Source organism: Stutzerimonas azotifigens DSM 17556, from assembly GCF_000425625.1.
GTDB classification, from domain to species: Bacteria; Pseudomonadota; Gammaproteobacteria; order Pseudomonadales; family Pseudomonadaceae; genus Stutzerimonas; species Stutzerimonas azotifigens.
Genome location: NZ_KE384418.1, coordinates 61,997 through 88,163, shown reverse-complemented (window position 1 = coordinate 88,163; position 26,167 = coordinate 61,997). Strand labels below are relative to the sequence as shown.

General features: G+C 69.2%; 24 protein-coding genes. 9 read left to right on the top strand and 15 right to left on the bottom strand.

Going from position 1 to position 26,167, the window contains the following annotated elements; translation table 11 throughout:
- Positions 1–379: 379 nt before the first annotated feature.
- Positions 380–1,222, top strand: coding sequence for a glutathione-dependent disulfide-bond oxidoreductase (gene yghU / locus H610_RS0120240; RefSeq protein ID WP_028241358.1), 843 nt, complete (start codon positions 380–382; stop codon positions 1,220–1,222).
- A gap of 338 nt (positions 1,223–1,560) precedes the next feature.
- On the opposite strand, the gene H610_RS0120235 is transcribed toward yghU, so the two are convergent.
- Complete coding sequence (locus H610_RS0120235; RefSeq protein ID WP_028241357.1) at positions 1,561–2,043, bottom strand: DUF4126 family protein; 483 nt, start codon at positions 2,041–2,043, stop codon at positions 1,561–1,563.
- Positions 2,044–2,196: 153 nt separating this feature from the next.
- Here H610_RS0120235 and H610_RS0120230 point away from each other — a divergent pair, with 153 nt between their 5' ends.
- On the top strand, positions 2,197–2,589 hold the full coding sequence (locus H610_RS0120230; RefSeq protein ID WP_028241356.1) for a GFA family protein: 393 nt from the start codon (positions 2,197–2,199) through the stop codon (positions 2,587–2,589).
- A 39-nt stretch (positions 2,590–2,628) separates the two neighbouring features.
- Here the strand turns inward: H610_RS0120230 and H610_RS24285 are convergent, their stop codons facing one another.
- From H610_RS24285 to H610_RS0120190, 8 genes are all read right to left on the bottom strand, one after another.
- Positions 2,629–5,112: a mechanosensitive ion channel family protein gene (locus H610_RS24285; RefSeq protein ID WP_236614331.1), complete on the bottom strand. Its 2,484-nt coding sequence runs from the start codon at positions 5,110–5,112 to the stop codon at positions 2,629–2,631.
- Positions 5,113–5,434: 322 nt separating this feature from the next.
- Positions 5,435–6,364, bottom strand: a complete 930-nt coding sequence (locus tag H610_RS0120220) for a 2-hydroxyacid dehydrogenase (protein ID WP_028241355.1) — start codon at positions 6,362–6,364, stop codon at positions 5,435–5,437.
- Positions 6,365–6,433: 69 nt separating this feature from the next.
- A complete protein-coding gene (locus H610_RS0120215; protein ID WP_028241354.1) occupies positions 6,434–7,204 on the bottom strand; it encodes a class II aldolase/adducin family protein in 771 nt (256 codons plus the stop codon).
- A 36-nt stretch (positions 7,205–7,240) separates the two neighbouring features.
- Positions 7,241–8,929, bottom strand: coding sequence for a long-chain fatty acid--CoA ligase (locus H610_RS0120210; protein WP_028241353.1), 1,689 nt, complete (start codon positions 8,927–8,929; stop codon positions 7,241–7,243).
- A 19-nt stretch (positions 8,930–8,948) separates the two neighbouring features.
- Positions 8,949–10,016, bottom strand: a complete 1,068-nt coding sequence (locus H610_RS0120205) for a phosphotransferase (protein WP_028241352.1) — start codon at positions 10,014–10,016, stop codon at positions 8,949–8,951.
- 11 nt (positions 10,017–10,027) lie between these two features.
- Positions 10,028–10,795 carry an SDR family NAD(P)-dependent oxidoreductase gene (locus H610_RS0120200; RefSeq protein WP_028241351.1) on the bottom strand — a complete coding sequence of 256 codons (768 nt, stop codon included), beginning with the start codon at positions 10,793–10,795 and terminating at the stop codon, positions 10,028–10,030.
- A 33-nt stretch (positions 10,796–10,828) separates the two neighbouring features.
- Positions 10,829–12,034 carry an acyl-CoA dehydrogenase family protein gene (locus H610_RS0120195; RefSeq protein WP_028241350.1) on the bottom strand — a complete coding sequence of 402 codons (1,206 nt, stop codon included), beginning with the start codon at positions 12,032–12,034 and terminating at the stop codon, positions 10,829–10,831.
- Positions 12,027–12,545 carry a PaaI family thioesterase gene (locus tag H610_RS0120190; protein ID WP_028241349.1) on the bottom strand — a complete coding sequence of 173 codons (519 nt, stop codon included), beginning with the start codon at positions 12,543–12,545 and terminating at the stop codon, positions 12,027–12,029. Before H610_RS0120190 ends, H610_RS0120195 begins: the two co-directional genes overlap by 8 nt.
- Positions 12,546–12,981: 436 nt before the next feature.
- On the opposite strand from H610_RS0120190, the gene dctP reads away from it, so the two are divergent.
- The 4 genes from dctP to H610_RS24280 all read left to right on the top strand — a co-directional run bounded on the left by dctP (position 12,982) and on the right by H610_RS24280 (position 16,776).
- Positions 12,982–14,019, top strand: a complete 1,038-nt coding sequence (dctP, locus tag H610_RS0120185) for a TRAP transporter substrate-binding protein DctP (RefSeq protein ID WP_028241348.1) — start codon at positions 12,982–12,984, stop codon at positions 14,017–14,019.
- Between the two features lie 72 nt (positions 14,020–14,091).
- The gene (locus H610_RS0120180) at positions 14,092–14,631 is read left to right on the top strand and encodes a TRAP transporter small permease subunit (RefSeq protein ID WP_028241347.1); all 540 of its coding nucleotides are present in this window, start codon (positions 14,092–14,094) and stop codon (positions 14,629–14,631) included.
- Entirely contained in the window at positions 14,628–15,938 is a 1,311-nt protein-coding gene (locus H610_RS0120175; protein WP_028241346.1) for a TRAP transporter large permease, read from the top strand. The genes H610_RS0120180 and H610_RS0120175 overlap by 4 nt, the downstream gene beginning before the upstream one ends.
- 4 nt (positions 15,939–15,942) lie before the next feature.
- The gene (locus H610_RS24280; protein ID WP_051231889.1) at positions 15,943–16,776 is read left to right on the top strand and encodes an IclR family transcriptional regulator; all 834 of its coding nucleotides are present in this window, start codon (positions 15,943–15,945) and stop codon (positions 16,774–16,776) included.
- Positions 16,777–16,961: 185 nt separating this feature from the next.
- On the opposite strand, the gene H610_RS0120165 is transcribed toward H610_RS24280, so the two are convergent.
- The 3 genes from H610_RS0120165 to hmgA all read right to left on the bottom strand — a co-directional run bounded on the left by H610_RS0120165 (position 16,962) and on the right by hmgA (position 20,727).
- Positions 16,962–17,633 (bottom strand): nitroreductase, encoded by a 672-nt coding sequence (locus H610_RS0120165; protein WP_028241345.1) that lies wholly within the window; start codon positions 17,631–17,633, stop codon positions 16,962–16,964.
- A 488-nt stretch (positions 17,634–18,121) separates the two neighbouring features.
- Positions 18,122–19,417, bottom strand: a complete 1,296-nt coding sequence (gene fahA / locus H610_RS0120160) for a fumarylacetoacetase (RefSeq protein WP_028241344.1) — start codon at positions 19,415–19,417, stop codon at positions 18,122–18,124.
- Positions 19,414–20,727, bottom strand: coding sequence for a homogentisate 1,2-dioxygenase (gene hmgA / locus H610_RS0120155; protein WP_028241343.1), 1,314 nt, complete (start codon positions 20,725–20,727; stop codon positions 19,414–19,416). Before hmgA ends, fahA begins: the two co-directional genes overlap by 4 nt.
- A gap of 102 nt (positions 20,728–20,829) precedes the next feature.
- Between hmgA and H610_RS0120150 the strand changes: the two genes are divergently transcribed.
- Positions 20,830–21,621 (top strand): IclR family transcriptional regulator, encoded by a 792-nt coding sequence (locus H610_RS0120150; RefSeq protein WP_028241342.1) that lies wholly within the window; start codon positions 20,830–20,832, stop codon positions 21,619–21,621.
- Positions 21,622–21,633: 12 nt separating this feature from the next.
- Here H610_RS0120150 and H610_RS0120145 read toward each other — a convergent pair whose 3' ends face one another.
- Complete coding sequence (locus H610_RS0120145; protein ID WP_028241341.1) at positions 21,634–22,185, bottom strand: PaaI family thioesterase; 552 nt, start codon at positions 22,183–22,185, stop codon at positions 21,634–21,636.
- A 108-nt stretch (positions 22,186–22,293) separates the two neighbouring features.
- On the opposite strand from H610_RS0120145, the gene H610_RS0120140 reads away from it, so the two are divergent.
- On the top strand, positions 22,294–23,502 hold the full coding sequence (locus tag H610_RS0120140; protein WP_028241340.1) for an MFS transporter: 1,209 nt from the start codon (positions 22,294–22,296) through the stop codon (positions 23,500–23,502).
- A 26-nt stretch (positions 23,503–23,528) separates the two neighbouring features.
- Complete coding sequence (locus H610_RS0120135; RefSeq protein WP_028241339.1) at positions 23,529–24,332, top strand: SDR family NAD(P)-dependent oxidoreductase; 804 nt, start codon at positions 23,529–23,531, stop codon at positions 24,330–24,332.
- Here the strand turns inward: H610_RS0120135 and H610_RS0120130 are convergent.
- Both H610_RS0120130 and hppD read right to left on the bottom strand, forming a co-directional pair.
- A complete protein-coding gene (locus H610_RS0120130) occupies positions 24,329–24,895 on the bottom strand; it encodes a TetR/AcrR family transcriptional regulator (RefSeq protein ID WP_028241338.1) in 567 nt (188 codons plus the stop codon). The genes H610_RS0120135 and H610_RS0120130 overlap by 4 nt on opposite strands.
- A gap of 171 nt (positions 24,896–25,066) precedes the next feature.
- A complete protein-coding gene (gene hppD / locus H610_RS0120125; RefSeq protein ID WP_028241337.1) occupies positions 25,067–26,146 on the bottom strand; it encodes a 4-hydroxyphenylpyruvate dioxygenase in 1,080 nt (359 codons plus the stop codon).
- Positions 26,147–26,167 lie beyond the last annotated feature (21 nt).

Genomic DNA, 26,167 nt, shown 5'->3' with positions numbered 1-26,167 from the left:
CCGGCGGGAGAAGGGACCAGCGCGACCCGCTGCCCGTAGCTGCGACGCACACCCGTAGGAGCAGGCTCTGCCTGCGACCTGGCGATATCGTTCGCGGTCACGACCGCTCACACAAGAGCCTCGCCGCGAGGGCGGCCGAGCGACCTTGGCGCAAATCAGCGGCAGACCCCGCCGGGCCTCGCACTGAAACCCTCCGGCATTCATGGCCTTCCGCGGCCGGTCGCAAGACGCAATCGTCGCTATCCTGCTGTCCGACAAGGCAGGCTTCATTGCCAGGCATTGCCCTGGCGCCCCCTTCCCCGAGCGCGCCGCTGGACAACCCGGCCATGGCCGCCCAGGATTCGGCACTGACCGTTTTCCACCGATCGAGGAAATCGCCATGAGTGACACCACGCCCTACGTGCCGCCTAAGGTCTGGCAGCATTCCGAGCCCTCGGGCGGCAAGTTCGCCAGCATCAACCGCCCGACCGCCGGCCCCACCCACGACAAGCCGCTGCCGGTGGGCAAGCACCCGCTGCAGCTCTATTCGCTGGCCACGCCGAACGGCGTGAAGGTCACCATCATGCTCGAGGAGCTGCTCGGCCTCGGCCATGCGGGCGCCGAGTACGACGCCTGGCTGATCCGCATCGGTGAAGGCGACCAGTTCTCCAGCGGCTTCGTCGAGATCAACCCCAACTCGAAGATCCCGGCGCTGGTCGACCACAGCGGCGAGCAGCCGCTGCGCGTCTTCGAATCCGGCTCGATCCTCGTCTACCTGGCGGAGAAGTTCGGCGCCTTCCTGCCCACCGACACGGCGGCACGCACCGAGACGCAGAACTGGCTGTTCTGGCAGATGGGCTCGGCACCCTTCGTCGGCGGCGGCTTCGGCCACTTCTATGCCTACGCGCCGGAGAAGTACGAGTACCCCATCAACCGCTATGCGATGGAGACCAAGCGCCAGCTCGACGTGCTCGACCGCCAGCTGGCCGAACGGCGCTACATCGCCGGCGACGACTACAGCATCGCCGACATGGCCATCTGGCCCTGGTACGGCGGGCTGGTGCGCGGCGATCTCTACCAGGCCGCCGAATTCCTCTCGGTGCAGGACTACCGGCACGTGCAGCGCTGGGCCGCCGAGATCGCCGAACGCCCCGCCGTGATCCGCGGCCGCAAGGTCAACCGCACCTGGGGCGAAGCGCACGAACAGGCGCCGGAACGCCACGCCGCCTCGGACCTGGACTGATCGGCCTACAGGGGGCGTAGCCTTTTCCGCCGGTGGCGATCAAACACCGCCGCCAAGTGGATAGGCGCTACGCGCGTTATCCACCCTACGGAGCTACCGGTGGGCCGGAGGCGGTCCGTGATTGGTGGGCTGAAGCGGAACGCCGCCCGGCCCACCCAACCGTCGATCGCCAGAGCGTAGGGTGGAAAACGGCGCAGCCTTTTCCACCGAACACCGGCATAACGCGGCTCCACGATTTGACTGCCTACGTTGCAGGAGCAGGCTGCCTGCGACTTGGTCCCCATGCGAGCCCCTGTTCGCAGGTAGAACCTGCTCCTACAAGGGCCGACCGGCCCCGACTATGACCGGCGCAACCCCGCATTGCCGATCGCCAGCGCCAGGGCGTCTTCCGACAGCCCCAGCGCCGCATTGGCAAATCCGCCGGAGCTGCCGTAGCGCTTGCGCAAACCGAGGCCGATTTTCGCCGAGACGCAGGCGGCGGTCGCGCCGATCAACGCCGGCAGCCACACCGGCTGCCGCCGTGCACTGGCCAGCGCCGCCGCGGTGACGCCGCCGGACAAGGCGCGGAACAACATCGAGGGTGGAATCGTCCGGTCCGGCGCGAAGGGCATCTTGTCGCCCAGCATCTCCCCGGCGGCCAGCGGCATCAGCACCTGCCGCGCCCGGTGCGAGGCCAGGGTACGGGCCGGCTCGTCCGCCTGGTCGATCCCTTCACGCCCGGCCAATGCCCGGCTGGCCAGGGTCGGCGCCAGCATGCTGCGCATGCCCGTCACCACGCCAAGCGCCAGTGCGGCCCACAAGAGGTTGCTCGGTGTCGTCATGCCGTATCTCCCGGTAGCTGCCTATTCCGACCGGGATTCGGAGCCAGGCGTTCAGCCGCGCCGGCCGACGGCAAGCCCGGCGAGCCTCGAGCTGCTACTTTCATACTCACCGAGCCGCCGTATTCATTCGGCCGCGATTCCGAGGAGACCAGCATGGACCGATTCACCGGGGGCTGCCTTTGCGGCAACGTTCGAATCGTGGCGTCCGGGCGACCCTACCGGGTCGGCCTTTGCCACTGCCTCGACTGCCGCAAGCACCACGGCGCCCTGTTCTTCGCGGCTGCGATCTTTTCCCCGGAAGCGGTGACCGTCGAGGGCGAGACGCGCGACTACGCCGGGCGGTTCTTCTGCCCTCGCTGCGGCTCGTCGGTGTTCACCCGCATCGCCGACGAGATCGAAGTGCACCTCGGCGCCCTGGACGCCCGCGACCAGCTGACGCCCACCTACGAATGCTGGACCGTCCGGCGCGAGTCCTGGCTGCCGCCGTTTCCGCTCACCCGACGATACGAGCGCGACCGTGACGGCGGCGGCCGCTTCGAGGAGTAACCGCAACGAAGATCTGGCGATGTTCGCCGGCACAGCGCATCAGGCGCCGGGCTCGCCCTGGGACACCATCAGGCGCTCGCGCGGGTCGGCGATGTGGATGCCCAGTTCGCGGAAGCGCTCGAAGATGCGCCGGTTGAATTCGCGCTGGACGCCCCAGCGGCCCTTGTCGACGCAACGCATCTGGCCGGCCAGCGTCACCATCGAGCCGTCCACCGAGTCGACGCCCCACACGGCCAGGTCGTCGATGATCAGGTCGGCGAACGCCGGGTCGGCCCGCAGGTCGGCGCCGATCTTCTTCAGCTCGGCGATCGCCTGGTCGATGTCCGTGTCGTAGCCGACGCTGATCCGCACCGCCGCGTTGCCGATGCCGCGGTTGGTGTTGTTGACCGTGGACACCGAGCTGAACGGCACGATGTGCAGCGAACCGTCGCCGGCGCGCAGGCGGACGGTACGGATGGAGAGGTTCTCGACGGTTCCGGACACCCCCGCGACCGTGACCCAGTCGCCCACCTGCATGGCGTTCTCCATCAGCAGGAAGATGCCGGTAATGAAGTCCTGCACCAGCTTCTGCGAGCCGAAGCCCAGCGCGACACCGATGATGCTCGCCCCCGCCAGCAGCGGCGTGGTGTTGACCCCGATCTCGCTGAGCGCGGTCATACCGACGACCAGCACGATCGCGATCATCAGCGCGGAACGGAGCATCGGCAGCAGGGTGCGCAGGCGCGCGGCGCGCATCAGTTCGCCATCGTCGCTCCAGCGGACGATGCGCCGTTCCAGCGCCGCATTGGCCACCTGCCAGACCACCAGGGCCAGGATCACGGCGACTAGGATGGTCGTCATGGCCCCGGCCAGGCTGCGGCCGAGGGTGCCTGCCGCGAACCAGCCGAGGGCGTCGAATCCCCAGGCCTGGAAAAGGGCGACCAGTACGCAGGCTGTGACGAGCAGCGACAGCAGGCCGCGCAACAGCGGATAGAGCTGCTCGGCCAGCCGGCCGCGCATGCCGTCGGAGTCGGCCTCGCGCGCGTCGTCGCGGTCGTTCTGGCGGCCGACGAAGGCCCGCTCCAGGGCGCCGAGTGCGAGCACCGCGACCAGGCGACCGAGCACCAGGATGCCGCCGGTCACCGCGATGAACTCGATCAGCTTGGGGAAACCGTTCTCCACGCCGAGCGCCCAGACGACCCACAGCCCCATGACGAAGGCCGCGGCCGCGACGGCCCATACCTGGGCCATCCAGTGACGGAACTGTGCAATCGGGCCGCTGCTCCCCGCCTTGGGGGCGATGGCTTGCCGCACCGGACGTCGCAGCCTGAAGATCAGGGCCACGATCATCAGGTGGGCCAGCAGGGAGACGAACTTGAGGATCGCGGCTCGCCCCGCGGCACCGGCGCCGAGGATCTGCAGGGCATTCGCCGTCGCCACGCCGAACGCCGCCAACAGCACGAAACGGAGAGCCCAGCCGTTCAGCAGGCGCGATGTCTCGCCACTGACCCGGAAGACCCGCAGGCCGTAGCCAACGGGCGATATCAGCAGGCGCACCACCGCCATGGTCAGGCGGGTGAAGAGGTAGGCGTGCACGAACAGGTCGGTCACCTCGCGGCTCCGCGGATCGAGCCCCGGATACAGGTGCATGACCAGCGCGGCGACGCAGAAAAACAGGGCCAGCGGCAGGAGGTCCAGCACCAAGGAGCCGATCGCGAACGGCAGGTGACGCAATGCGCTGCGATGCTCACCGAGCGGCTGGCTGCGTCGCGCCTTGCGCGGGGGCGCCGCGTCGGCGGGCGGTGCGACCGCGGCCGCCGCTCCCCTGTTGGCGGCCGGCTCCGGCTCTGCCGCCGGGCCTTGCCCGGGTCGGGCGATCGGCACCGCCTCTATCCGCTCGACGCCGTCGCGCAGGGTCTGTACCAGCGCCACGTCGGGCTGTTCGGGCCGGGTGGCGGCGGTCGCCGCTGCGCGTTCGGCATCGATACGCTCGGTCGGCCGGAGGTCGACCGGAGGCTCGCTCATGGCCGCAGCTCGTTCGCGCTCCTCGACCTGTCGCGCGTGCCCCTGCAAGGCCGTACGCGGCCAACGCAGCAGCCGCCGCATGCCCCACTCGACCGCCAGGCCGAGGGAGAACACCAGCGCCAGGGTGACCAGCGCATCGACCAGCAAGGCCCGCCCGGCCGGTGACCTGAAAATCGCCTCGAACCAGGCGGGAAATTCCAGCAGCGCGCTGCGAACCTGCTGCAGCTGCTCGCCGAGGCCGTCGGCCCAGCGTCCGACCTGCCTCAGCATCCGTGCAATCAGGCCGTCCTCCTCCAGTGGGACGATCGCCGGCTCCGGCTCGGCCGCGCTCGGCGGTTCGGCGTCCTGTGCCGGTTCGGAGGAGGCAGGCTGGGCGGCGATGGCCTCGAGTGCCGCCAGCACATCGGCGCGACGCGCGTCGTCGCGGAGCACCTCGATGGCATGGCGGGCCTCTTGACGGGAAATCCCCTCGGGCGAGCCAGCCGGTCCGGCCTGGCCCCACGCCGGGGCGGTTGCCAACAGGAGGATGATCGATGCGAAGCGAAAGAGGCGGGAACGGGGCCTGCGCATGGGTTGAATGGCACCTTGAGGAACGGGCATGAGGAGCCGGCGCCGCAGCCCGACGCCGGACGGCGGGCCGACAGCCATGCAGCGTTGGGCAGCGAAGGGGACGGCGAGTTTCGTGCCCGCCGCTCGCTCCGCCCGGGCCTTCAGGCGGCGGCGGGCATGCGGCCGACAGGCGGGTCAGGTGGCGACGGTCAGGGTCGGCGGCGATCCATGTGCCCCTCGCAGATGCGGCCTAACAGGCAGGCCCGCGCTTGGACCGGCCGGCCTGTACCGCTCAATACCCCCTGCCCAGATCCACCACCCCGCTCACCTGCTGCCCCGCTTCCAGCGCGCGGATCTTGCCGCAGATCTGCTCCACCGTCGCATCGCGCAGCGTGCGGGCAGAGATGTGCGGCGTGATGGTGAGGCCCGGGGTGCGCCAGAACGGGTGTTCGCCGGGCAGTGGCTCCTGGCGGAAGACGTCCAGCACGGCGCGGGTGACATGGCCTTCGGCGAGGGCGCGGATGAGGTCTTCGTCGACCAGGTGCTCGCCGCGGCCGACGTTGATGAGCATGGCGCCGGGGCGCAGGCGGCCGAGCAGGCGGTAGTCGATCAGGTCGCGGGTCTCGTCGGTCAGCGGCAGGGTGTTGACCAGCACCCGCGTCGATTGCAGAAACGTGTCGAGCTCCGCCTGGCCGGCATGGCAGCGCACACCTTCGATGTCGTGCGCGGTGCGCGCCCAGCCGTGCACCGGATATTCCAACCCGGCCAGGGTCTGCGCCACGCGCTTGCCGATGTGGCCGAGACCGAGCACGCCGACCGGCCATTCGCTGCGCTTGATCGGCCGGTGGATCTTCCACTGACTGTCGGCCTGCTGGCTGCGGTAGAGGTCCATGTCGCGGCTGGCACCGATCACGTGGTAGGCGACGTATTCGGCCATCTGCACCGACATGCCGGCGTCCTCCAGGCGCACCACCGGCAGCGCCGGTGGCAGGTTGCGCAGGCGCAGCAGGCCGTCGATGCCGGCGCCGAGGTTGAACACCGCCTTGAGCTGCCGCTCGGCCTCGAACAGTGCCTCGGCGGGCTGCCAGACCAGCGCGTAGTCGGCGCCGGTCGGGGCCATGCCCGGCTCCCAGACGATGATTTCGGCGTCCGGCAACTGCTCGGCGATCAGGTTGGTCCAGCGCTGGGGCTGCGGGTCGTAGGCGGCGAAGATGACCTTCATGCGGGTTCCTTGTCGGCGGGCACGCAAGCATGCCGGAAGAAGAAAGGCGCCGGCGCGGGGCCGGCGGCGTCAGACGGCGTAGACCTGGCCGCGGCTCTCGAGCAGGCGCAGCAGCGCCGGCCAGGTGAGCCTGGCGGCCTGGCCGAGGCTCTGCGACTGCTCGCGGGTGGTCTCGATGGCGGCCTGCGACGGCATCCAGGTCGGACCGCAGGCCTGCGCGCGCACCTGAATCTCGCAGGCCTTCATTAGGAAGTACAGGTAGGTGAAGGCTTCGGCCACGCTGTTGCCCATGGTCAGCACGCCGTGGTTGCGCAGGATCATCATCTGCTTGGGCCCCAGGTCGCGGATCAGCCGCTCGCGCTCGCCGAGGTCCAGCGCCACGCCTTCGTAGTCGTGGTAGCTCAGGTGGTCGAGGCAGAGCATGGCGGTCTGGCTCAGCGGCAGCAGGCCGTCGCGGTGCGCGGAGACCGCGGTGCCGTCGGCGGCGTGCAGGTGCATCACCGCGCCGGCGTCCTCGCGACCCATGTGCACCGCGCTGTGGATGGTGAAGCCGGCCGGGTTGACCCGGTGCAGGCTGCCGCTCTCGACGATGTTGCCGTCCTGGTCGACCTTGACCAGCGAGGAGGCGGTGATCTCCTGGAACAGCAGCCCGTAGGGGTTGATCAGGAAGTGGTGATCGCCACCCGGCACCCGCGCCGAGAGGTGGGTGAACACCAGGTCGTCCCAGCCGAAGTGGGCGACCAGCCGGTAGGCGGCGGCGAGGTCCTTGCGGACCTGCCATTCGGCTTCGCGCTGTTGGCGGGCGGCCTGCCTTTCAGGGCTGTCGACGGTGCTGCGCATCTGCATGGTGCGGTTCTCCCCTGTGTGGGTGTCCGGTCAGGCCGGGGATGGATCGGCCTCGCGCCGGTGCTTCTGTTGTTCTTCTTCCTGCAGCACGCGCCACATCAGCTTGCCGGTGGACGAGCGCGGCAGCGCCTGGCGGAACTCGACGTAGACCGGCGCCTTGTAGGCGGCCATCTCGTTGCGGCACCAGTCGATGATGTCCTGCTCGCTGACCTGCCCGGCCTGCCCCGGGCGCAGCACCACGCAGGCCTTCACCGTCTCGCCGCGCTTCGGGTCCGGCGTGGAGATCACGCAGCACTCCTGGATCGCCGGGTGGCGGTACATCAGGCTCTCCACCTCGGATGGCCAGACCTTGAAGCCCGAGGCGTTGATCATGCGCTTCACCCGGTCGACCATGAAAAAGTAGCCTTCCTCGTCGTAGTAGCCGAGGTCGCCGGTGCGGAAGAAGCGCTTGCCGTCCAGCTCGATGAACGCCTGCGCGGTCTCCTCCGGGCGGTTCCAGTAGCCCTGGAATATCTGCGGGCCGTGGCTGACGATCTCGCCCACCTCGCCGGGCCCGACCTCCTCCAGCGTGGCCACGTCGATCACCCGGCTGTCCACGTCGAACACCGGGATGCCGAGACACTGCGGCTTGGGCCGGTGCACCGGGTTGATGTGGGTGGCGGCGATGGTTTCCGACAGCCCGTAGCCTTCCACGTAGGGCAGTCCGGTCAGCCGCCGCAGCTTCTCTTCCACCGCCTTGGGCATGGCCGCCCCGCCACCGCCGATGGAACGCAGGCTGGACAGGTCGTAGCGCTCCACGTCCGGGTCGGAGAGGAAATCGATGGCCATGGTGGCGATGTTGATCCAGGCGGTGATGCGGTAGCGCTCGATCAGCTTTGCTGCGACCTGGCGGTTCCAGCGGGTCATGATCACGGCGGTGGCGCCCATGTAGATCGGCCCGCTCATGGCGCCCTGCATGCCGGTGACGTGGAAGTACGGCAGCGTGGCGAGGATCACCGCCTCGCTGGTCATCTGGTTCCAGGTGACGCGGTGGACGATGGTGGCCATCGCCGAGCGGTGGGTGTGCATGCAGCCTTTGGGTGCGCCGGTGGTGCCGGAGCTGTAGGGCAGCACGCAGAGATCGTCCGGCCCGATGTCGTGCGGGCCGGGCCGGCAGCCGGCGGCCAGCGCGTCGCGCCAGGCCACGCCGCCGTCGAAGGTGGGCGCCTCGAACACGCTCTCCACCTCGGCCGGCAGCTCGAGGTCGGTGGGCGCGCGCAGGTAGTCCGAATAGGCCGCGACCACCACCTGGCGCAGCCGGCCAGCGCCCACCAGCGGGGCGATGAAGCCGGTCAGCTCCTGCCCGCACAGGCAGAGTTCGGCGCCGGTGTCGGCCAGGTAGTGCTCCAGCTCGGCGCTGTGGTTCATCGGGTTGACCGGCACCACCACCGCGTTGGCGCGCAGGATCGCGTAGTAGCCGATGGTGAACTGCGGGGCGTTCTGCATGTACAGCAGCACGCGGTCGCCCTTCTTCACCCCTTCGCGCTGCAGGTAGCCGGCCAGGCGCTCGACGTCCTGCAGCAATTCACGGTAGGTGATGAGGGTGTCGTAGTAGATGATCGCGGCCTTGTCGGGGTAGCGCCGGGCGGCGATCTCCAGGTTGGCGAACAGGCTGGTCGCCGGGACCGTGAGGTGTCTGGGCAGGTTCTCGGGCCAGACGGCGTGATGACGGTTGAACATCGATGGTCTCCTGGGCCGCTCAGGCCGCCCCTCGGGCGCCCTGCTGGGCGATGCGCCAGCCGGCTTCGGCAAGGATCCCGGCGCGCTGGCCGACCTGCAGCGCGTCGGCGTTGCTGGCGTTGCCCTGCAGCGCGCGGGCGTAGACGCCCTGGACGATGGCCGCCAGGCGGAACAGCGAGAAGGCGAGGAACACGTGCCAGTCCTCCAGGCCGTCGCGGCCGGTCTGCCGGCAGTAGCGTTCGAGCAGCTCGGCCTCGCCGGGAATGCCTTCGGCGGCAAGGTCGGTGCCGATCAGTCCGCGCATGCCCGGCTGGTCGGCCGGCAGGTGGTAGGCCAGGCAGTAGTAGGCCAGGTCCGACAGCGGATGGCCGACGGTCGACAGCTCCCAGTCGAGGATGGCGATGATGCGCGGCGCGTCCGGCGCCAGCATCAGGTTGCCGAGCCGGTAGTCGCCGTGGGCGATGGCGCTCTCGTCGCGGGCCGGCACGTGCTCCGGCAGCCAGCGCATGAGCTTTTCCATGGCCGGCATGTCGCCGGTGCGCGAGGCCTCGTACTGGCCACTCCAGCGCTTGATCTGGCGCGCCACGTAGCCCTGCGAGCGGCCGTAGTCGGCCAGGCCGACGGCCTCGACATCGACCTGGTACAGCGCGGCCAGGGTGTCGATCGCGGCGAAGTGGATCGGCCGCCGCTCCTCGCGCGCCGCCGCGGCCAGCGCCGGGTGCTCGATCACGCGCCCGGCCACGTAGTCCATCACGTAGAAGGGCGTGCCGATGACGCGCTCGTCCTCGCACAGCACGTGCGCCGGCGGCACCGGCAGCGCGGTGTGCTCGCCGAGCGCGCGGATCACCCGGTACTCGCGCTCGACCATGTGCGCCGAGGGCAGGATCCTGCCCGGCGGCTTCTTGCGCAGCACGTAGCGGCGGCCGGCGGTTTCCAGCAGGAAGGTCGGGTTGGACTGGCCGCCCTGGAACTGGCGCACCAGCAGGTGCTCGTCCATCGCCGGCAGGCGGTCGCGCAGGTAGGCGGCCAGCCGCGCCTCGTCGAAGCGGTGCGCGGGCAGTACCTCGACCAGTTGGGGTTCGCTCATGCGGGGCGCCCTCAGCAGGCGGTCTCGCCGCCATCGGCGACGATCACCTGGCCGGTGATGTAGGCGCTGGCCGGCGCGGCGAGGAAGACCGCCAGGCCGGCGATGTCGATCGGCTCGCCGATACGCCGCAGCGGGGTCTTTTCCGCGGCGCGGCGGGCCCGTTCCGGGTCCTCGACCAGCGCCTTGGCGAAGTCGGTACGCACCAGGCCGGGCGCGATGGCATTGACGCGGATACCGCGCGGGCCCCACTCGGCCGCCAGGTTGCGGGCCAGCGCCGCCTCGGCGGCCTTGGACACGCCGTAGGTGCCGATGGTGAGGTTGCCGCGCAGCCCGGCGATGCTGGACAGCACGATCACCACGCCGTCGCCGCGCTCGGCCATGTGCGGCAGCACCAGGTTGCTCAGCCAGAAGGTGCCCTTGACGTTGGTGCCCATGATCTTGTCCCAGGCCTCGTCGGTCATCTCGCTGGTCGGACCGTAGACCGGGTTGGTCGCGGCGTTGCACACCAGCACGTCGATACGCCCCCAGGTCTGCAGCGTGGTGTCCACCAGGCGCTGCAGGTCTTCCTTGCGGCCGACGTGGCAGGGCACGGCGATGGCCTCGAAACCGGCGGCCTCGAGCTCGCCGGCCACTTGCTCGCAGGCCTCGGCCTTGCGGCTGGAGATCACCACCTTGGCGCCGCACCTGGCCATCTCGTCGGCGATGGCGCGGCCGATGCCCTTGGTGGAACCGGTGATGAGCGCGACCTTGCCGGTCAGGTCGAACAGGGGATTGTTCACGGAAGGCTTCCTTCTTGTTGTCGGTTTCAAGGGTCAGCGCTTGTAGCGGGCCAGCTCCAGCTTGGCGACGGCGTCCAGGTGCACCTCGTCCGGGCCGTCGGCCAGGCGCAGGGTGCGCACCTTGGCCCAGGCGGCGGCGAGGAAGCTGTCCTGCGACACGCCCTTGGCGCCGTGGGCCTGGATCGCGCGGTCGAGCACCTTCAGCGCCATGCTCGGCGCCGCGGCCTTGATCATGGCGATCTCCTGGCGGGCGACCTTGTTGCCCACGGTGTCCATCATGTGCGCGGCCTTGAGGGTGAGCAGGCGGGTCTGCTCGATCTCGATGCGCGAGCGGGCAATGTCCTTGCGGATGGAGTCGAATTTCGACAGCGGCCGGCCGAACGCCTCGCGGCTCTGCACCCGCTCGCACATCTCCTTCAATGCCCGCTCGGCGACGCCGATGGTGCGCATGCAATGGTGGATGCGGCCCGGGCCGAGGCGGCCCTGGGCGATCTCGAAGCCGCGGCCTTCGCCGAGCAGCATGTTGCTCGCCGGCACCCGCACGTTGTCGTAGTGGATCTCGGCATGGCCGTGCGGCGCGTGGTCGTAGCCGAACACTTCCAGCGGGCGGACGATCTTCACGCCGGGGGTATCGAGCGGCACCAGGATCATCGACTGCTGGCGGTGGCGCTCGGCGGTCGGGTCGGTCTTGCCCATGACGATGGCGATCTTGCAGGCGGTGGTCATGGCGCCCGACGACCACCACTTGCGGCCGTTGATCACGTACTCGTCGCCCTCGCGGCGGATCTCGCAGGCGATGTTGGTGGCGTCCGAGGAGGCCACGTCCGGTTCGGTCATCGAGAAGCAGGAACGGATCTCGCCGTCGAGCAGCGGCTTGAGCCAGCGCGCCTGCTGCTCGGGGGTGCCGTAGCGCGCCAGCACCTCCATGTTGCCGGTGTCCGGCGCCGAGCAGTTGAACACCTCCGGCGCGTACGAGGAGCGCCCCATCACCTCGCACAGGTGGGCGTATTCCAGGTTGGTCAGCCCGGCGCCGAACTCGCTTTCCGGAAGGAACAGATTCCACAGGCCCTGGGCGCGCGCCCAGGCCTTGAGCTCGGCGAGGATCGGCGGCTGTTCCCAGCGGTTCGCCGCTTCGGCGATCTGCTTCTTGAACACCGGCTCGTTGGGGTAGATGTGCTCATCCATGAAGGCGCTGAGCTGCTCATGGAGGGCCTTGGCCCGGGCGGTCATTTCATACATCGGAGGCTTCCTTCTTGTTGTTCTGGCCGAGGGTGCCGGACGGCACGCCCTGCGGATGTTCGCTGCCCGTGCGCAGGCGGAAGGTGCCCTCGCCGAGCGCCAGCAGGTTGCCGTGCTGGTCGCGTATCTCGCCGGTGCTGTTGAAGATCCGGCTGCCGCCGGCGCGGCGGGTGCCGGTGGCGCGGATCACGCCGCCGCTGCACTGGCCGGTGAAGGTGGTGGTGAGGGTCAGGGTGACCGCGCGGCGCACGCGCCCGGGGTACGGGCAGTAGCAGCCGGCTTCGGCGAGGACGATGTCCAGCAGCGAGGTGAGCACGCCGCCGTGCACGACGCCGGCGAGGTTGAGGTGCCGGGGTTCGAGCGCCAGTTCGATCACCGCCTGCTCTTCAGCCCAGGATACCTGGCGATAGCCGAGCACCTGGTGGAAGCCGGTCAGCTCGCGGCCGCCGGTGATGCTCGGCGCCGCCTCGGATGTGGCCGCCGCGCTGCGGAAGGTCTCTTCGCCGCTCATGGCCGGCCTCCTTCGCGCCGGCCACCGTACTGCTGGGCTCCGGTGTTTCGCATCTGGAGTCTCATGTTCCGGATTCCTGTTGTTCTTATATTGGCCTGAAGCTGGCACGCATCCATGGCTAGGTCAAATTGAAACGTTGTTTCATTTTTATCGCTTATGGCAGTGCATAGCCGCGAACGTGTCCGTTATGCTCCGGCGCGTGACCGGTGGTCCACATTTCGCGTGGCGAGCCGTATGGCGCCGGATCGGGCGTGAAACGTCCCGTGACGAGGGAACGGATGCCGGCCATGCGGCGGGGTGTTGAAGTCATGGTCCGGTGTGCTAGTTTTGCAGAAACCTTGCAGAAGGCAGTTTTGCTCTGCGAAACAAGAGCAAGGTTTGCCAAGGCTGACCGACCGTCATGCGGCCTACAACAAATACAACAAGAGGATGCGATATGAAGCTCATGCCCCTGTTCAAGAAGCTGCTGCCCTCCGCCCTGGCGGCAGTCACGGCCGCGGCGCTGCTCCCGCCGCTGGCCTCCGCCCAGGAAGTCACCCGCTGGCGCGTGCAGTCGCATTGGCCGAGCGCCAGCAGCTCCTACGAGGACAGCCTCGGCCGCCTCAAGCGCGAGATCGAGCGGCGCACCGAAGGTCGCCTGCAACTGCAGCTGTTCGAAGCCGGCGCGCTGTTCAAGGCCCAGGAGACCTTCAACGCGGTCAGCCGCGGCATCATCCAGATGGGCACCATCTCCCCCGGCTACGCGCAGGACAAGATGACCCTGGCGGGCATCGCCTCCGGCCTGCCGTTCGCCTTCCACCATGTCTGGGAGGCCGCCTACTTCCACAAGCACATGGGCTTCGAGGACATGCTCCGCGAAGAGGCCGCCAAGCACAGCGTGTACTGGTCGACCGACAAGGTGTACCCGACCGAGATGGTGGTGAAGAAGCCGATCAACAGCTGGGAAGACTTCACCAAGCTTAAGATCCGCTCCTCCGGCGCACTGCAGAAGTTCCTCGACGACGCCGGCGCCTCCACCACCTACCTGCCGGGCAGCGAGCTGTACCCGGCGCTGGACACCGGCGTGGTCGACGGCGCGCACTGGGGCGCGGTGCAGGGCGCGGCCAGCATGAGCTTCTACGAAGTGGCCAAGTACCATGTGCGCCCGGCGCTGAATATCGCCGGCACCGACGTGATCATCGTCAGCCAGAAAGCGCTGGAGAAACTCTCCGAGCGCGACCAGGAGATCGTCAAGCAGGTGCTCGACGAGCAGTTCTGGTACCGCACCAACGAGTACCTGTACCAGGAGCAGGTGGCCCTGCGCAAAGCCATCGCCGAGCAGGGCGTGCAGGTCAACACCCTCCCCGACGACGTGCAGAAGCGCCTCGTCGACGCCGCCCAGGCCTCCTGGGACGCCGAAGGCAAGCGCAGCGACAAGGCGGCCGAAGCGCTGCAGAAGCTGAAGGCCTTCCTCGGCGAACTCGGCTACCTGTAAGCCTGCCGTCCGCCCCGGGGCCAGGCCGCGCGCCCGGCTCCGGGGCTTGCTCAACCTGTCGTGGGGCTCGCCATGCGCCTGATTCGTGCCTATGTCCGGGGCATCACCCGGCTCAACAACTTCATCGGCCGCTGGGTCGCCTACCTGATCTTCGTGATCTTCCTGCTGCTGATCTTCGAGGTCGCCATGCGCTACCTGGCGGGCTCCCCGACCTCCTGGACCAACGAGCTCGGGCAGATGCTGTTCGGCGTCTACGTGGTGCTGTCCGGCGCCTATGTGTTGGCCCACCGCGACCACGTCAACGTCGACCTGCTCTACGGCAGCTTCTCGCCGCGCATCAGGGCCTGGGTCGACATCTTCACCTCCTCGATGTTCTTCCTCTTCGTCCTGGCCTTGCTGTACTTCGGCAGCTCCATGGCCTGGGAGTCGATCAGCAGCATGGAAACCTCCTACTCGGCCTGGAATCCGCCGATCTGGCCGATCAAGGCCGCCATCCCGGTCGGCACCGTGCTGCTCCTGCTGCAGGGCATCGCCAAGCTGCTCGACGACATCCTCATCGCCCTCGGCCACGAACCCGCCACCGATACGCAGCCCAAGGAGCAGGCGCAATGAGCATCGAAGTCACGACGCTGCTGTTCTTCCTCTCCCTGGTCTTCTTCCTGGTCCTCGGCCTGCCGCTGGCCTTCGTGCTCGGCGGGGTCTCGGTGGTGTTCCTCTATTTCACCTGGGGCGTCGACGCCTTCTACCTGGTGGCCTCGCAGATGTGGGGCACCATGGAAAGCTTCACCCTGGTGGCGATCCCGCTGTTCGTGTTCATGGCCATGCTGCTCGAACGCACCGGCGTGGCCCGCGACCTCTACCGCATGATGCACCTGTGGTGCGGCGGCATGCGCGGCGGCCTGGCGGTCGGCACCCTGGGCATCTGCGCGGTGTTCGGCGCCATGGTCGGCATCAGCGGCGCGGCGGTGGTGGCCATGGGCACCATCGCCCTGCCGGCGATGCTCGAGCGCGGCTACGACAAGCGCATGGTGCTCGGCTGCATCAACACCGGCGGCGGCTGGGGCATCCTCATCCCGCCGAGCATCATGATGATCCTGTACGCCATGATCAGCGGCCAGTCGGTCGGCAAGATGTTCGCCGCCGGCGTGCTGCCGGGCATCCTGCTGGTGTGCCTGACGGTCACCTACGTGCTGGTGCGCTGCTACCTGCAGCCGCAGCTGGCGCCGGCGCTGCCGCAGGAAGAACGCGGCAGCTGGGGCGAGAAGCTGCGCGCCCTGCGCGCCGTGCTGCTGCCGATCGGCATCGTGGTGATGGTGCTCGGCTCGATCATCGGCGGCATCACCACGCCGACCGAGGCGGCGGCCATGGGCGTGCTCGGCGCGCTGATCTCCGCGGCGGTCTACCGCAAGCTGCAGTGGAGCCTGCTGCAGGAGGCGGCGATCCGCACCTTCAAGCTCACCGGGATGATCGCCTGGATCCTGTTCGCCGCCCACGCCTTCAGCGCGGCCTACCAGGGCATGGGCGCGCAGTCGCTGATCGAGGGGCTGATGATGGACCTGCCCGGCGGGCGCTGGGTGATCCTCATCATCATGATGGTGCTGGTGTTCTTCATGGGCATGCTGCTCGACCCGGTCGGCATCATGCTCATCACCCTGCCGGTGTTCCTGCCGATCATCGCCTCGCTGGGTTTCGACCCGATCTGGTTCGGCATCCTCTTCGTGATCAACATGGAAATCGGCTACATGACGCCGCCCTTCGGCTTCAACCTGTTCTACCTGAAGGGCATCGTGCCGCCGAGCATCACCATGAAGGACATCTATTGGTCGGTGATCCCGTTCGTGATCGTCAACATCGTCGGCATGGGCATCATCATGGTGTTCCCGCAGATCGCCACCTACCTGCCGAACCTGCTGTTCTGACGCCATGCGCAAGCCCGGCACGGCGGAATCAGAGCGCCACTTCGTCACGGCACTGTCGCGGGGCCTGGAAATCCTCCGGGCCTTCGGGCCCCGCGAGCCGTACCTCGGCAATGCCGAGCTGGCCGAGCGCACCGGCATCCCCCGGCCTACGGTTTCGCGGCTGACCGCCACCCTCACCCGCCTCGGCTACCTGCACCACAACGCGCATCTGGAGAAGTACCACCTGGGCGCGGGGGTGCTCGCGCTCGGCTACCGCTACCTCGCCAGCACCGGCATCCGCGAGATCGCCCGCCCGCACATGCAGCAGCTGGCCGACGCCGCCGACTGCGCCGTGGCGCTGGGCACCGCCGACCGGCTGAGCATGACCTACCTCGACGTGTGCCAGGGCCAGGGGCCGCTGGTGCTGCGCCTGGAACGGGCCGCCCGGCTGCCGATGATGCGCACCGCGATCGGCAAGGCCTGGCTCTGCGCCCAGTCGCCAGCGCGACGCGAGGCGCTGCTGCAGCAATTGGCCCGGCGCGACCCGGCCTACTGGCCGACCTTCGAACGGGCGATGGACAAGGCCCTGGCCGACCATGCGGCCTACGGCTTCTGCCTGTCCGAGGGAGACTGGAAGCCGGAAGTCAGCGCCGTGGCGGTGCCGCTGGTGCTCGAAGAAGGCGCCGAGGTCATGGCCCTGAACTGCGGCGGCCCCTCCATGCGTCTGACCCACCGTCTGCTGGTGGACAGCCTCGGCCCCCGGCTGAAGGAAACCGCCGAGCGGATCGGCGCCACCCTGTCCCTGCCGACGCGCACTGACGCCGACAGCCGGACGGGTCACGAACCGAAGGGTGGATGACGGCGCAGCCTCATCCACGCGTCGGTTTCGGCCGGTACCAAGGTCCGCCAGGCCGTCGACATGGCGCGCTGCCCGCCCCCGCGTGGAAAACGCTGCGCGGTTTTCCACCCTACGTCGAGGCACATCGGTGAGGGCCTTGGTGGACCGAAGCGGAACGCCGCCCTGCCCACCTTACGCACCTTCGCTCAGCGCTCGACGAAGGTACAGAAGGCATCCAGCGGCATGCGCTCGCTGACCAGCCCGTTGACCGGCGCCTGCGGGTCGGCGTAGCCGATCGCCAGGCCGCAGTGCAGCACCAGTTCGTCCGGCACCTGCAGCCAGTTGCGCACGGTCAGTTGGTAGCGCGCCCAGCAGGCCTGCGGGCAGCTGTCGAGGCCGTATTCCTTGAGCAGCAGCATCAGGCTCTGCTGGTACATGCCCAGGTCCGCCCACTGGCCTGGGCCCATGCGCCGGTCGACGAAGAAGAACACCGCGCAGGGCGCGTCGAAAAAACGGAAGTTGCGCGCGAACCAGGCGCGCCGGGCGGCCTTGTCCTCGCGGGCGATGCCGAGCAGCTGGTACATGTCCTCGCCGACCTGGTAGCGGTGGCTGCGGTACGGCTCGAAGATCGGTTCGGGATAGACGGCGTACTCGCGCGGGTCCTGCTCGGCGTCGCGCGCCAGGCGCTCGGCGAAGTGCTCGCGAAAGGCGCCGAGCGTGGCGCCCTGCAGTACGTACAGCCGCCAGGGCTGCAGGTTGCCGCTCGACGGGGCGCGCGCGGCACGGGTGAGCAGGTCGCGCAGCAGCGCGGCATCGACCGGGCGGTCGATGAAGACGCGCGTGCTGTGGCGTCGTTCGAGTGCTTCGCTGACCTTCATCGGGGCCTCCCGGCGGAGGCTGTCGAACGAGACTGCGGCATGAGCGGGGTCCTGTTTGCGAAAAACCTCGGACCAGCCTAGCGCAGGCCCTGTCGCAAGGCGATGCACATCACCGCCGGGAATGCAGGGCTTGTCTGTACAGGCTGTGTGAAAAGTACTGCGCTCGGTCATGCTGCGTTGAAAACAGGCTAAAAATGCTCATTTACCACTTGTAAACTGCGCTTTTTCGCCTGCTTTCCCCTTGCCTGACCTTCGCTCGCGACGTTCACGCAGCCTGTGTGGGAGTGGTCTTCGACCGCGAATGGGCTCCACCATCATTCCTCGCCGCGAGGGCACGCCTCCCACAGGACCCGCTGAGCCCCCCCTGCTTCTGTGGGAGGCCCGACCTCGGGGCGATGCTTCTCGTGGAAGCAGTCTCGACCGCGACAGGGCGGCCAGCCGATCGCGGTCAAGACCGCTCCACACGCTGCCCTACGCCCGCCCCGCGTTCAGCCGACCACCCGCCCGCGACACTCGCCGAAGCCGACCGACGGTCCACCCTCGCGCACGCCGCGGGCGCGCAGGATCACCTCGTCGCCGTCCTCGAGGAAGGTGCGCGTCTCGCCGCCCGGCAACGTCAGCGGCTGCTTGCCGCCCCTGGTGATCTCCAGCAGGCTGCCACAACTCTCGGGCGTCTCGCCGGACAGGGTGCCGGAGCCGAACAGGTCGCCCGGCTGCAGGGCGCAGCCGTTGACGCTGTGGTGTGCCACCAGCTGCGCCACCGTCCAGTACATGTGGCGGGTGCTGCTCAGGGTGATGCGCTCGGCCGGCAGCCCCTTGGCGCGCATGGCCTCGGTCTGCAGCAGCACCTCGAGTTCGAGGTCGAAGGCGCCCCGCTGCTGGTCGTGCACGTCGAACAGGTACGGCAGCGGCTGCGGATCGGCCTGCGGACGGGCCGGCTGCGCGCAGCGGAACGGCTCCAGCGCCTCGGGCATGACCACCCAGGGCGACACCGTGGTGGCGAAGCTCTTCGACAGGAACGGCCCCAGCGGCTGGTATTCCCAGGCCTGCAGGTCGCGCGCCGACCAGTCGTTGAGCAGGCAGAGGCCGGCCAGGTGCTCGCCCGCCTCGGCGATGCCGATCGGCTCGCCGCGCGTGTTTCCGGGGCCGATCCAGATGCCCAGTTCCAGTTCGTAATCGAGCCGCCTGCTCAGGCCGAAGCTCGGCTCGCTGGCGCCTGGCGGCAGGGTCTGGCCGTTGGGCCGACGCACGCTTTCGCCGGAGACGCCGATGGTCGAGGCGCGGCCGTGGTAGCCGATGGGCACGTACTTGTAGTTCGGCAATAGTGGGTTGTCCGGACGGAACAGCTTGCCGACGTTGGTGGCATGGTGGATGCCGACATAGAAGTCGGTGTAGTCGCCCACCCGCGCCGGCAGGTGCAGGCGGCACGCGCCCATCGGTTGCAGCAGGCGCTCGCCCAGCGCTTCGGCCTGCGCGCGCTGCGCGCTGCCTTCGCCGAGCAGGGCCTGAAGCGCAGCGCGCAGCGCCCGGCGGGCCGGCGCGCCGAGCGCGAAGAAGGCGTTGAGGCTGTCGCCGCCGGCTGCCCGCGCGGCGTCCAGCGCCTCGCCCTGGAACAGGCCGGCCTCGCAGGCGACCTGAAGGTCGAGGATGCAGTCGCCGATGGCGACGCCGCCGCGCGGGCTCAGGCCGTCGCGGCTGAATACGCCGAGCGGCAGGTTGGCGAGGGAGAAATCCGCGTGGCGGTTGGCCGAGGCCACCCAGCTGGTGGAGGCAGTCGTGGTCATGGTTGGCGTCCGTTCGGGTCGAAGGTGCGGCCGAGGCCGGCCCAGCATTGGTCGTAGTCAGGCTGCAGGCTCGGGCTCTCCAGGGCCTCGCGCGTCGGGCGCAGGACCTGGCCGGTCTCGAACATGAAGGCCATGGTGTTATCGATCCTGTGCGGCCTGAGCTCGGCGGCGATGGCCTGCTCGGTGGAAGCCTGGTCCGGGCCGTGGGCGCTCATGCAATTGTGCAGCGAGGCGCCGCCGGGCAGGAAGCCGCCGGCCTTGGCGTCGTAGGCACCCTGGATCAGGCCCATGAATTCGTTCATCAGGTTGCGGTGGAACCACGGCGGGCGGAAGGTGTGCTCCGCCACCATCCAGCGCGGCGGGAAGATCACGAAGTCGATGTTGGCCATGCCGTGGATCGCGCTCGGCGAGGTGAGCACGGTGAAGATCGACGGGTCGGGATGATCGAAGCTCACCGTGCCGAGGGTGTTGAAGCGGCGCAGGTCGTACTTGTAGGGCACGTGGTTGCCATGCCAGGCGACCACGTCCAGCGGCGAGTGGTCGAGTTCGGTGGCCCAGAGTTCACCGAGGAATTTCTGCACCAGCTCGACCGGCGCCTGGCGGTCCTCGTAGAAGGCCACCGGGGCGAGGAAGTCGCGCGGGTTGGCCAGGCCGTTGCTGCCGATCGGGCCGAGATCGGGCAGGCGCAGGGGGCAACCGTGGTTCTCGCAGACGTAGCCGCGCGCCTCGCCGTCCGGCAGGGCCACGCGGAACTTCATCCCGCGCGGCACCACCGCGATCTCCAGCGGCGCGATCTCCAGCAGGCCGAGCTCGGTGAACAGCTGCAGGCGGCCCTGCTGCGGGACGATCAGCAGCTCGCCGTCGGCATCGTAGAACACCCGCTCCATCGAGCGGTTGGCGGCGTAGCGGTAGAGGCTCGCGCCCTGCGGCTGACGGGCGTCGCCATTGGCGGCGGTGCGCACCAGGCCGTCGAGGAAGTCGGTGCCTGCCGCGGGCAGCTCCAGCGGGCTCCAGCGCAGGCGGTTGGGCGTCGGCTCGCCGAGCTCGCCGCCGGCCAGCTGGCGCTCGAGCCGGCGGTACCGGCCATGCCTGGCGGACGGATGGATGCGGTACAGCCAGGTCCGCCGCGCCTCGCTGCGCGGCACGGTGAAGGCGGTGCCGGACAGCAGCTCGGCATAGAGCCCGTAGGGCACCTTCTGCGGCGAGTTCTGCCCGACCGGCAGCGCGCCGGGCAGCGCTTCGCTGGCGAACTGGTTGCCGAAACCGGACTGATAGGAAAGCGTCACCTCGGATTGTTCTTGTGCGTGCATGGCCTTCTCTTTTTTTTGCGTAACCAATTTACGCAAAACGTAATTTGAAAGCCCAGCACCGTCAAGCTATAACTCGGCCTTTCCTGGCGGACGGCTGAGTTCATGACACGCGCGATCGAAGAGGCGGCGCCCCGGCGGCAGAAGGTGCAGGCTGCCGAGGTGGGTACGGACATCCTCAGGGGCCTCGCGGAGCTGGCTCCGGCGACCTCTCTCTCGCGCCTGGCCGAACACGTCGGCATGCCGGCGAGCAAGGTCCACCGCTACCTGCAGGCGCTGATCGCCAGCGGCTTCGCCGAGCAGGACGTGAGCACCAACCACTACGGCCTCGGCCCGGCGGCGTTGTTCGTCGGGCTGGCGGCGATCGGCCGGCTGGACGTGGTGAAGGTGGCCACGCCGGCGCTCGCCGAGCTGCGCGACCAGGTCAACGAGACCTGCTTCCTGGCCGTGTGGGGCAACCACGGGCCGACCGTGGTGCACGTGGAACAGGCGGTGCGTGCGGTCACCCTGGTCACCCAGGTCGGTTCGGTGCTGCCGCTGCTGGGCTCGTCCACCGGGCTGGTGTTCAACGCCTTCCTGCCCGACGCCGAGACCACGCCGCTGCGCGAGGCCGAGCTCGCCCGCCCGGATGCACGCGACGCCGCGGCGCTGGCCGCGACCACCGAAGCCATTCGCCGCACCCACCTGCAACCGGTGCACGGCCTGCTGATGGCCGGCGTGCATGCGCTGTCGGCACCGCTGTTCGCCACCGGCGGGCGGCTGGTCGGCGTGCTCACGGTGGTCGGCGCCGCGCCCGGCTTCACCGCCGAAGCGGACGGCGAAGCCGCCCGCCGGCTGCTGGCCAGTGCCCGGGCGATCAGCGCCCGCATGGGCGGGGACTGCTCTCCCGCCGCCTAGGACGGCGAGCGCCTAGCAAGCTGCGCGCGGGCGCATGTCCAGGATCAGGCAGGTGGTCGAGCCAACCGCGTAGAGACGGTCGTCGACATCGTACAGCCGGCCCTCCGCCACCGCCGTCGAGCGCCCGACGTGGATCACCCGCCCCTCGGCCCGCACCGGGCCGACCGCCGCCGTCAGCGCGCGCAGGTAGCTGATGCGCAGGTCGGTGGTGGTGTAGCCCTGGCCCACGTCCAGCCGCGTATGGATCGCGCAGCCCATGCAGGAGTCCAGCAGGGTCGCGGCGTAGCCGCCATGCACGCTGCCCAGCGGGTTGTAGTGCGCCTCGTGCGGCGAGCCCTGGAACAGGAAATAGCCCGGCGCCCATTCGATGGGGACGAAACCCAGCAACTCGCCGATCGGCGGCCGCGGCAGCTCGCCCTTGCCGATGCCGTCGAAGAAGGCGTGCGGGTGCATCTGCGCCACCTCGCGCAGCGGCACCGTGCCGGTCGGCGCCAGGCGGCTGCGCATGGCTCGTTCGGCCTCCAGCCAGGCGGCCAGTTTCTCTTCGCGTTCTGCGTAATTCATCTGGATTTTTCCTTGTGCGGCGGTTGCGGGGCTCTTTGAATTATGGTCAACATATAAAACACATGACGACCATCATGTAAACAGCCACGGCACCTACGAGAATCCCTAATGGCCACGCTTTCCACCCGTACCCTGCTGCCGATCCTCATCCTGCTCACCGCACTCGGCGAAGCCTCCACCCAGCTGATCGTTCCCAGCCTCGGCGCGCTGGAACGGGTGCTGGAGGCGCCGCCCGGCAGCGGCGTGCAGGCGCTGTCGGCCTTCGTCGCGGCCTTCGGCCTCGGCCAGCTGGTGCTCGGCCCGTTGTCCGACCGCGTCGGGCGGCGCCCGGTGTTGCTCGGCGGGCTGGTGGTCTACCTCGTCGCCACGCTGTGGATGCTGTCTGCGACCGGTCTCGCCGAGTTCGTCGCCGCTCGCGCGCTGCAAGGTTTCGGCGCCTGCGCCTGCCTGGTGCTGGCACGCGCCATGGTGCGCGACGTCTGGCAGGCACAGGCCGGGCCGGCGCTGGCCAGAACGGTGATCGGCATGCTCGCCACCGTCGTCCTGGCGCTGATGGCCGGCGGGCTGCTGAATGCCTATGGTGGCTGGCGCGCGCCGCTGCTCGCCTCGCTGCTGCTGGGCATGGCCACCCTGCTGCTGGTGGTCGTGCTGACCGAGGAGACCCACCACCATCCCGACCCGCACGCCGGCCGCCTGCGCAGCCTGGCCCGGCAGTACGCCGACCTGCTCGGCAGCCGCGCCTTCCTGGCCCTGGCGCTGACCATCGCCGGCACCTACGGTGCGATGTTCAGCATGATCGCCGGCTCCCCGGCGGTGTACGTCGGGCTGCTGGGGCTGACGCCGGCCGAGTACGGCTGGGTGTTCGGCGCCATCGTCTCTGGGTTGATCGTCGGAGCGCTGATCACCCAACGCTGCATCGGCCGCCTGGGCCCGCAGCGGCTGGTGGCCATCGGCGTCGCGCTGGTAGCCAGCGGCGCGCTGCTCACCCTGCTGATCACACGGCTGTTCGGGCTGAGCGTGCTCGGCCTGTCCCTGCCACAGGTGCTGGTGACCCTCGGCGGTGGCATGGTGCTGCCCTCCGCGGTGGCCGGCGCGGTGCTGCCGAACGCCCACCGGGCGGGCCTGGCCGCGGGCTTCATGGGCTTTGCGCAGATGGCCGGCGCCACCCTCAGCGGCCTGCTGCTGCATGCCCTGACCGATGGCAACGCCTGGCCGCTGCTGATCAGCCACCTGGCGTTCGCCGCTCTCGCCCTGCTCGCCTTCCACCTGCTCAACCCACGGCCGGCCACCCGGTTGGCCGACGTCCCTGCCGACTGATCGGCAAGCCACACAGGAGAACTCCCATGCAAGCTGCCAACAACCGAGGAACGGCGCTGATCACCGGCGCCTCTAGCGGCATCGGCGCGGTCTACGCCGACCGCCTGGCCGCGCGCGGCCACGACCTGATCCTGGTCGCCCGCGACCGCGCACGCCTGGAGGCCCTCGCCGGTCGCCTGGAAGGCGCCCACGAGGTGCACGTGGAAGTGCTGGTCGCCGACCTCACCGATCCACAGGCGCTCGATGCCCTGGCCGAACGCCTGCGGGGCGACGCCATCATCGACCTGCTGGTCAACAACGCCGGCATGGCCATGCAGGGCCGGCTGGCCGAGGCCGACCCCGCCGCGCTGCTACGCATGCTGGCCCTGAACGTCACCGCGACGACACGGCTGGCGCAGGCCGCGGCCGCCAACTTCTCCGCCGCCGGGCGCGGCGCCATCGTCAACCTGGGTTCGGTGGTGGCGCTGGCGCCGGGTCTGTTCAACGTCGCCTACACCGCCACCAAGGGCTACGTGCTGAGCCTGTCGGAAGCGTTGCAGGCGGAACTGGCGCCGGCCGGTGTGCGGGTGCAGGCGGTGCTGCCCGGTGTCACCCGCACCCAAATCTGGGAGCGCAGCAGCGGCAGCCTGGAGCACCTGCCGGCGCAGATGGTGATGGAGGCGGAAAAGATGGTGGATGCCGCCCTGCGCGGCTTCGACCTGGGCGAGACGGTCACCCTGCCCTCTCTGCCGGATGCCGCGGACTGGGAGCGCCTGCTGACGGCACGCGCCGCGCTGGGGCCCAACCTGTCGCGCAACCAGCCGGCCCCGCGCTATCGAGCGGGTGCCTAGGCCTGCGGCGTACCCGCGCCGGCCCGCTCGAGCAGGCTGGCGCGGGTCTGCTCGAGGATGCGGTCGGACAGCGCCGGATCGGCCACGCTGCGCGACAGCACCAGGGCGCCGACCATGGCGCTGAGCATCAGCGTCGCTTCCTGCCCGTCCGCCAGAAGCGCCTCCAGCTGCGCCAGGCGGCTGGCGACCACCTCGTCGGTCACCGGGCTCGCCTGGCCGCGCTGGCCCAGTTCGGCCGACAGCGTCGGCAGCGGGCAGCCCTGCGCCGGGTCGTCGCGGTGCCGGCGGGACAGGTAGTGGCGAACGAGGGTCGCCAGCGGCTGCTCGCCGGACAGGCTCTGCGCGGTGCGCGCGTCCAGCTCGTCGGCGCAGTGGCGCAGGGCCGTCTCGACCAGTTCGTCCTTGGACTTGAAGTGCGCGTAGAAGCCCCCGTGGGTGAGATCCAGCGCCTTCATCAACGCCTGCACGCCGGTCGCGCCGACGCCGTCGCGACGGAACCGCCGCGCCGCCTCCTCGATGATGCGCCGGTGGGTCTGGGCCTTGTGGTCTTCGGAATAACGCATGGCACCCTCGCCTTTAGATGTCGAGTGTCATGCTACGCCTTTGGCGGGAGAGCTCAAGGTCTGATGGTCGGCGCTGCGGCCCTCATCCGGCCCTGCGGGCCACCTTCTCCCGCAGGGAGAAGGGAAAGGCTCGGCGCGAAGGCCCTGTGGGCCGTCTCGACCGCGAACGCCCTACTCCGCCGTGCTCAGCACCCCGCGCTGGATCTGGTCGCGCTCGATCGACTCGAACAGCGCCTTGAAGTTGCCTTCGCCGAAGCCGCTGTCGCCCTTGCGCTGGATGAACTCGAAGAACACCGGGCCGAGCAGCGTGCCGGAGAAGATCTGCAGCAGCAGCCGGCGCTCGCCGCCCTCAGAGGTGCCGTCGAGCAGGATGCCGCGCGAGCGCAGTTCCTCCACCGGCTCGCCGTGGTTCGGCAGGCGGCCTTCGAGCATCTCGTAGTAGGTATCCGGCGGCGCGGTCATGAAGGGCGTGCCGCGGGCCTTGAGCGCGTCCCAGGTCTTGATCAGGTCGTCGGTGAGGAAGGCCACGTGCTGGATGCCCTCGCCGTTGAACTGCATGAGGAACTCCTCGATCTGCCCGGCGCCCTTGCTCGATTCCTCGTTCAGCGGGATGCGGATCATGCCGTCCGGCGCGGTCATCGCCTTGGAGGTCAGGCCGGTGTACTCGCCCTTGATGTCGAAATAGCGGATCTCGCGGAAGTTGAACAGCTTCTCGTAGAAGTCCGCCCAGTAGGCCATGCGCCCGCGGTAGACGTTGTGCGTCAGGTGGTCGATGAGCTTCAGCCCCGCGCCCACCGGGTGGCGGTCGACGCCCTCGAGGAACACGAAGTCGATGTCGTAGATCGAGCTGCCTTCGCCGAAGCGGTCGATCAGGTACAGCGGTGCGCCGCCGATGCCCTTGATCGCCGGCAGGCGCAGTTCCATCGGCCCGGTGGGCATGTCCACCGCCTGGGCGCCGAGCTCCAGCGCCTTGGCGTAGGCCTGGTGGGAATCCTTCACGCGAAAGGCCATGCCGCACACCGACGGCCCGTGCTCGGCGGCGAAGTAGGCGGCGTGGCTCTTCGGCTCGCGGTTGACGATGGCGTTGATCTCGCCCTGGCGGTACAGCGCCACGTCCTTCGAGCGGTGGTTGGCCACGTGGGTGAAGCCCATGCTTTCCAGCACCGGCTCGATGACGTCGGGGGTGGGCGAGGCGAATTCGATGAACTCGAAACCCATGAGGCCCATGGGGTTTTCAAACAGGTCGGCCATGATCGGCTCCTTGCAGCAATG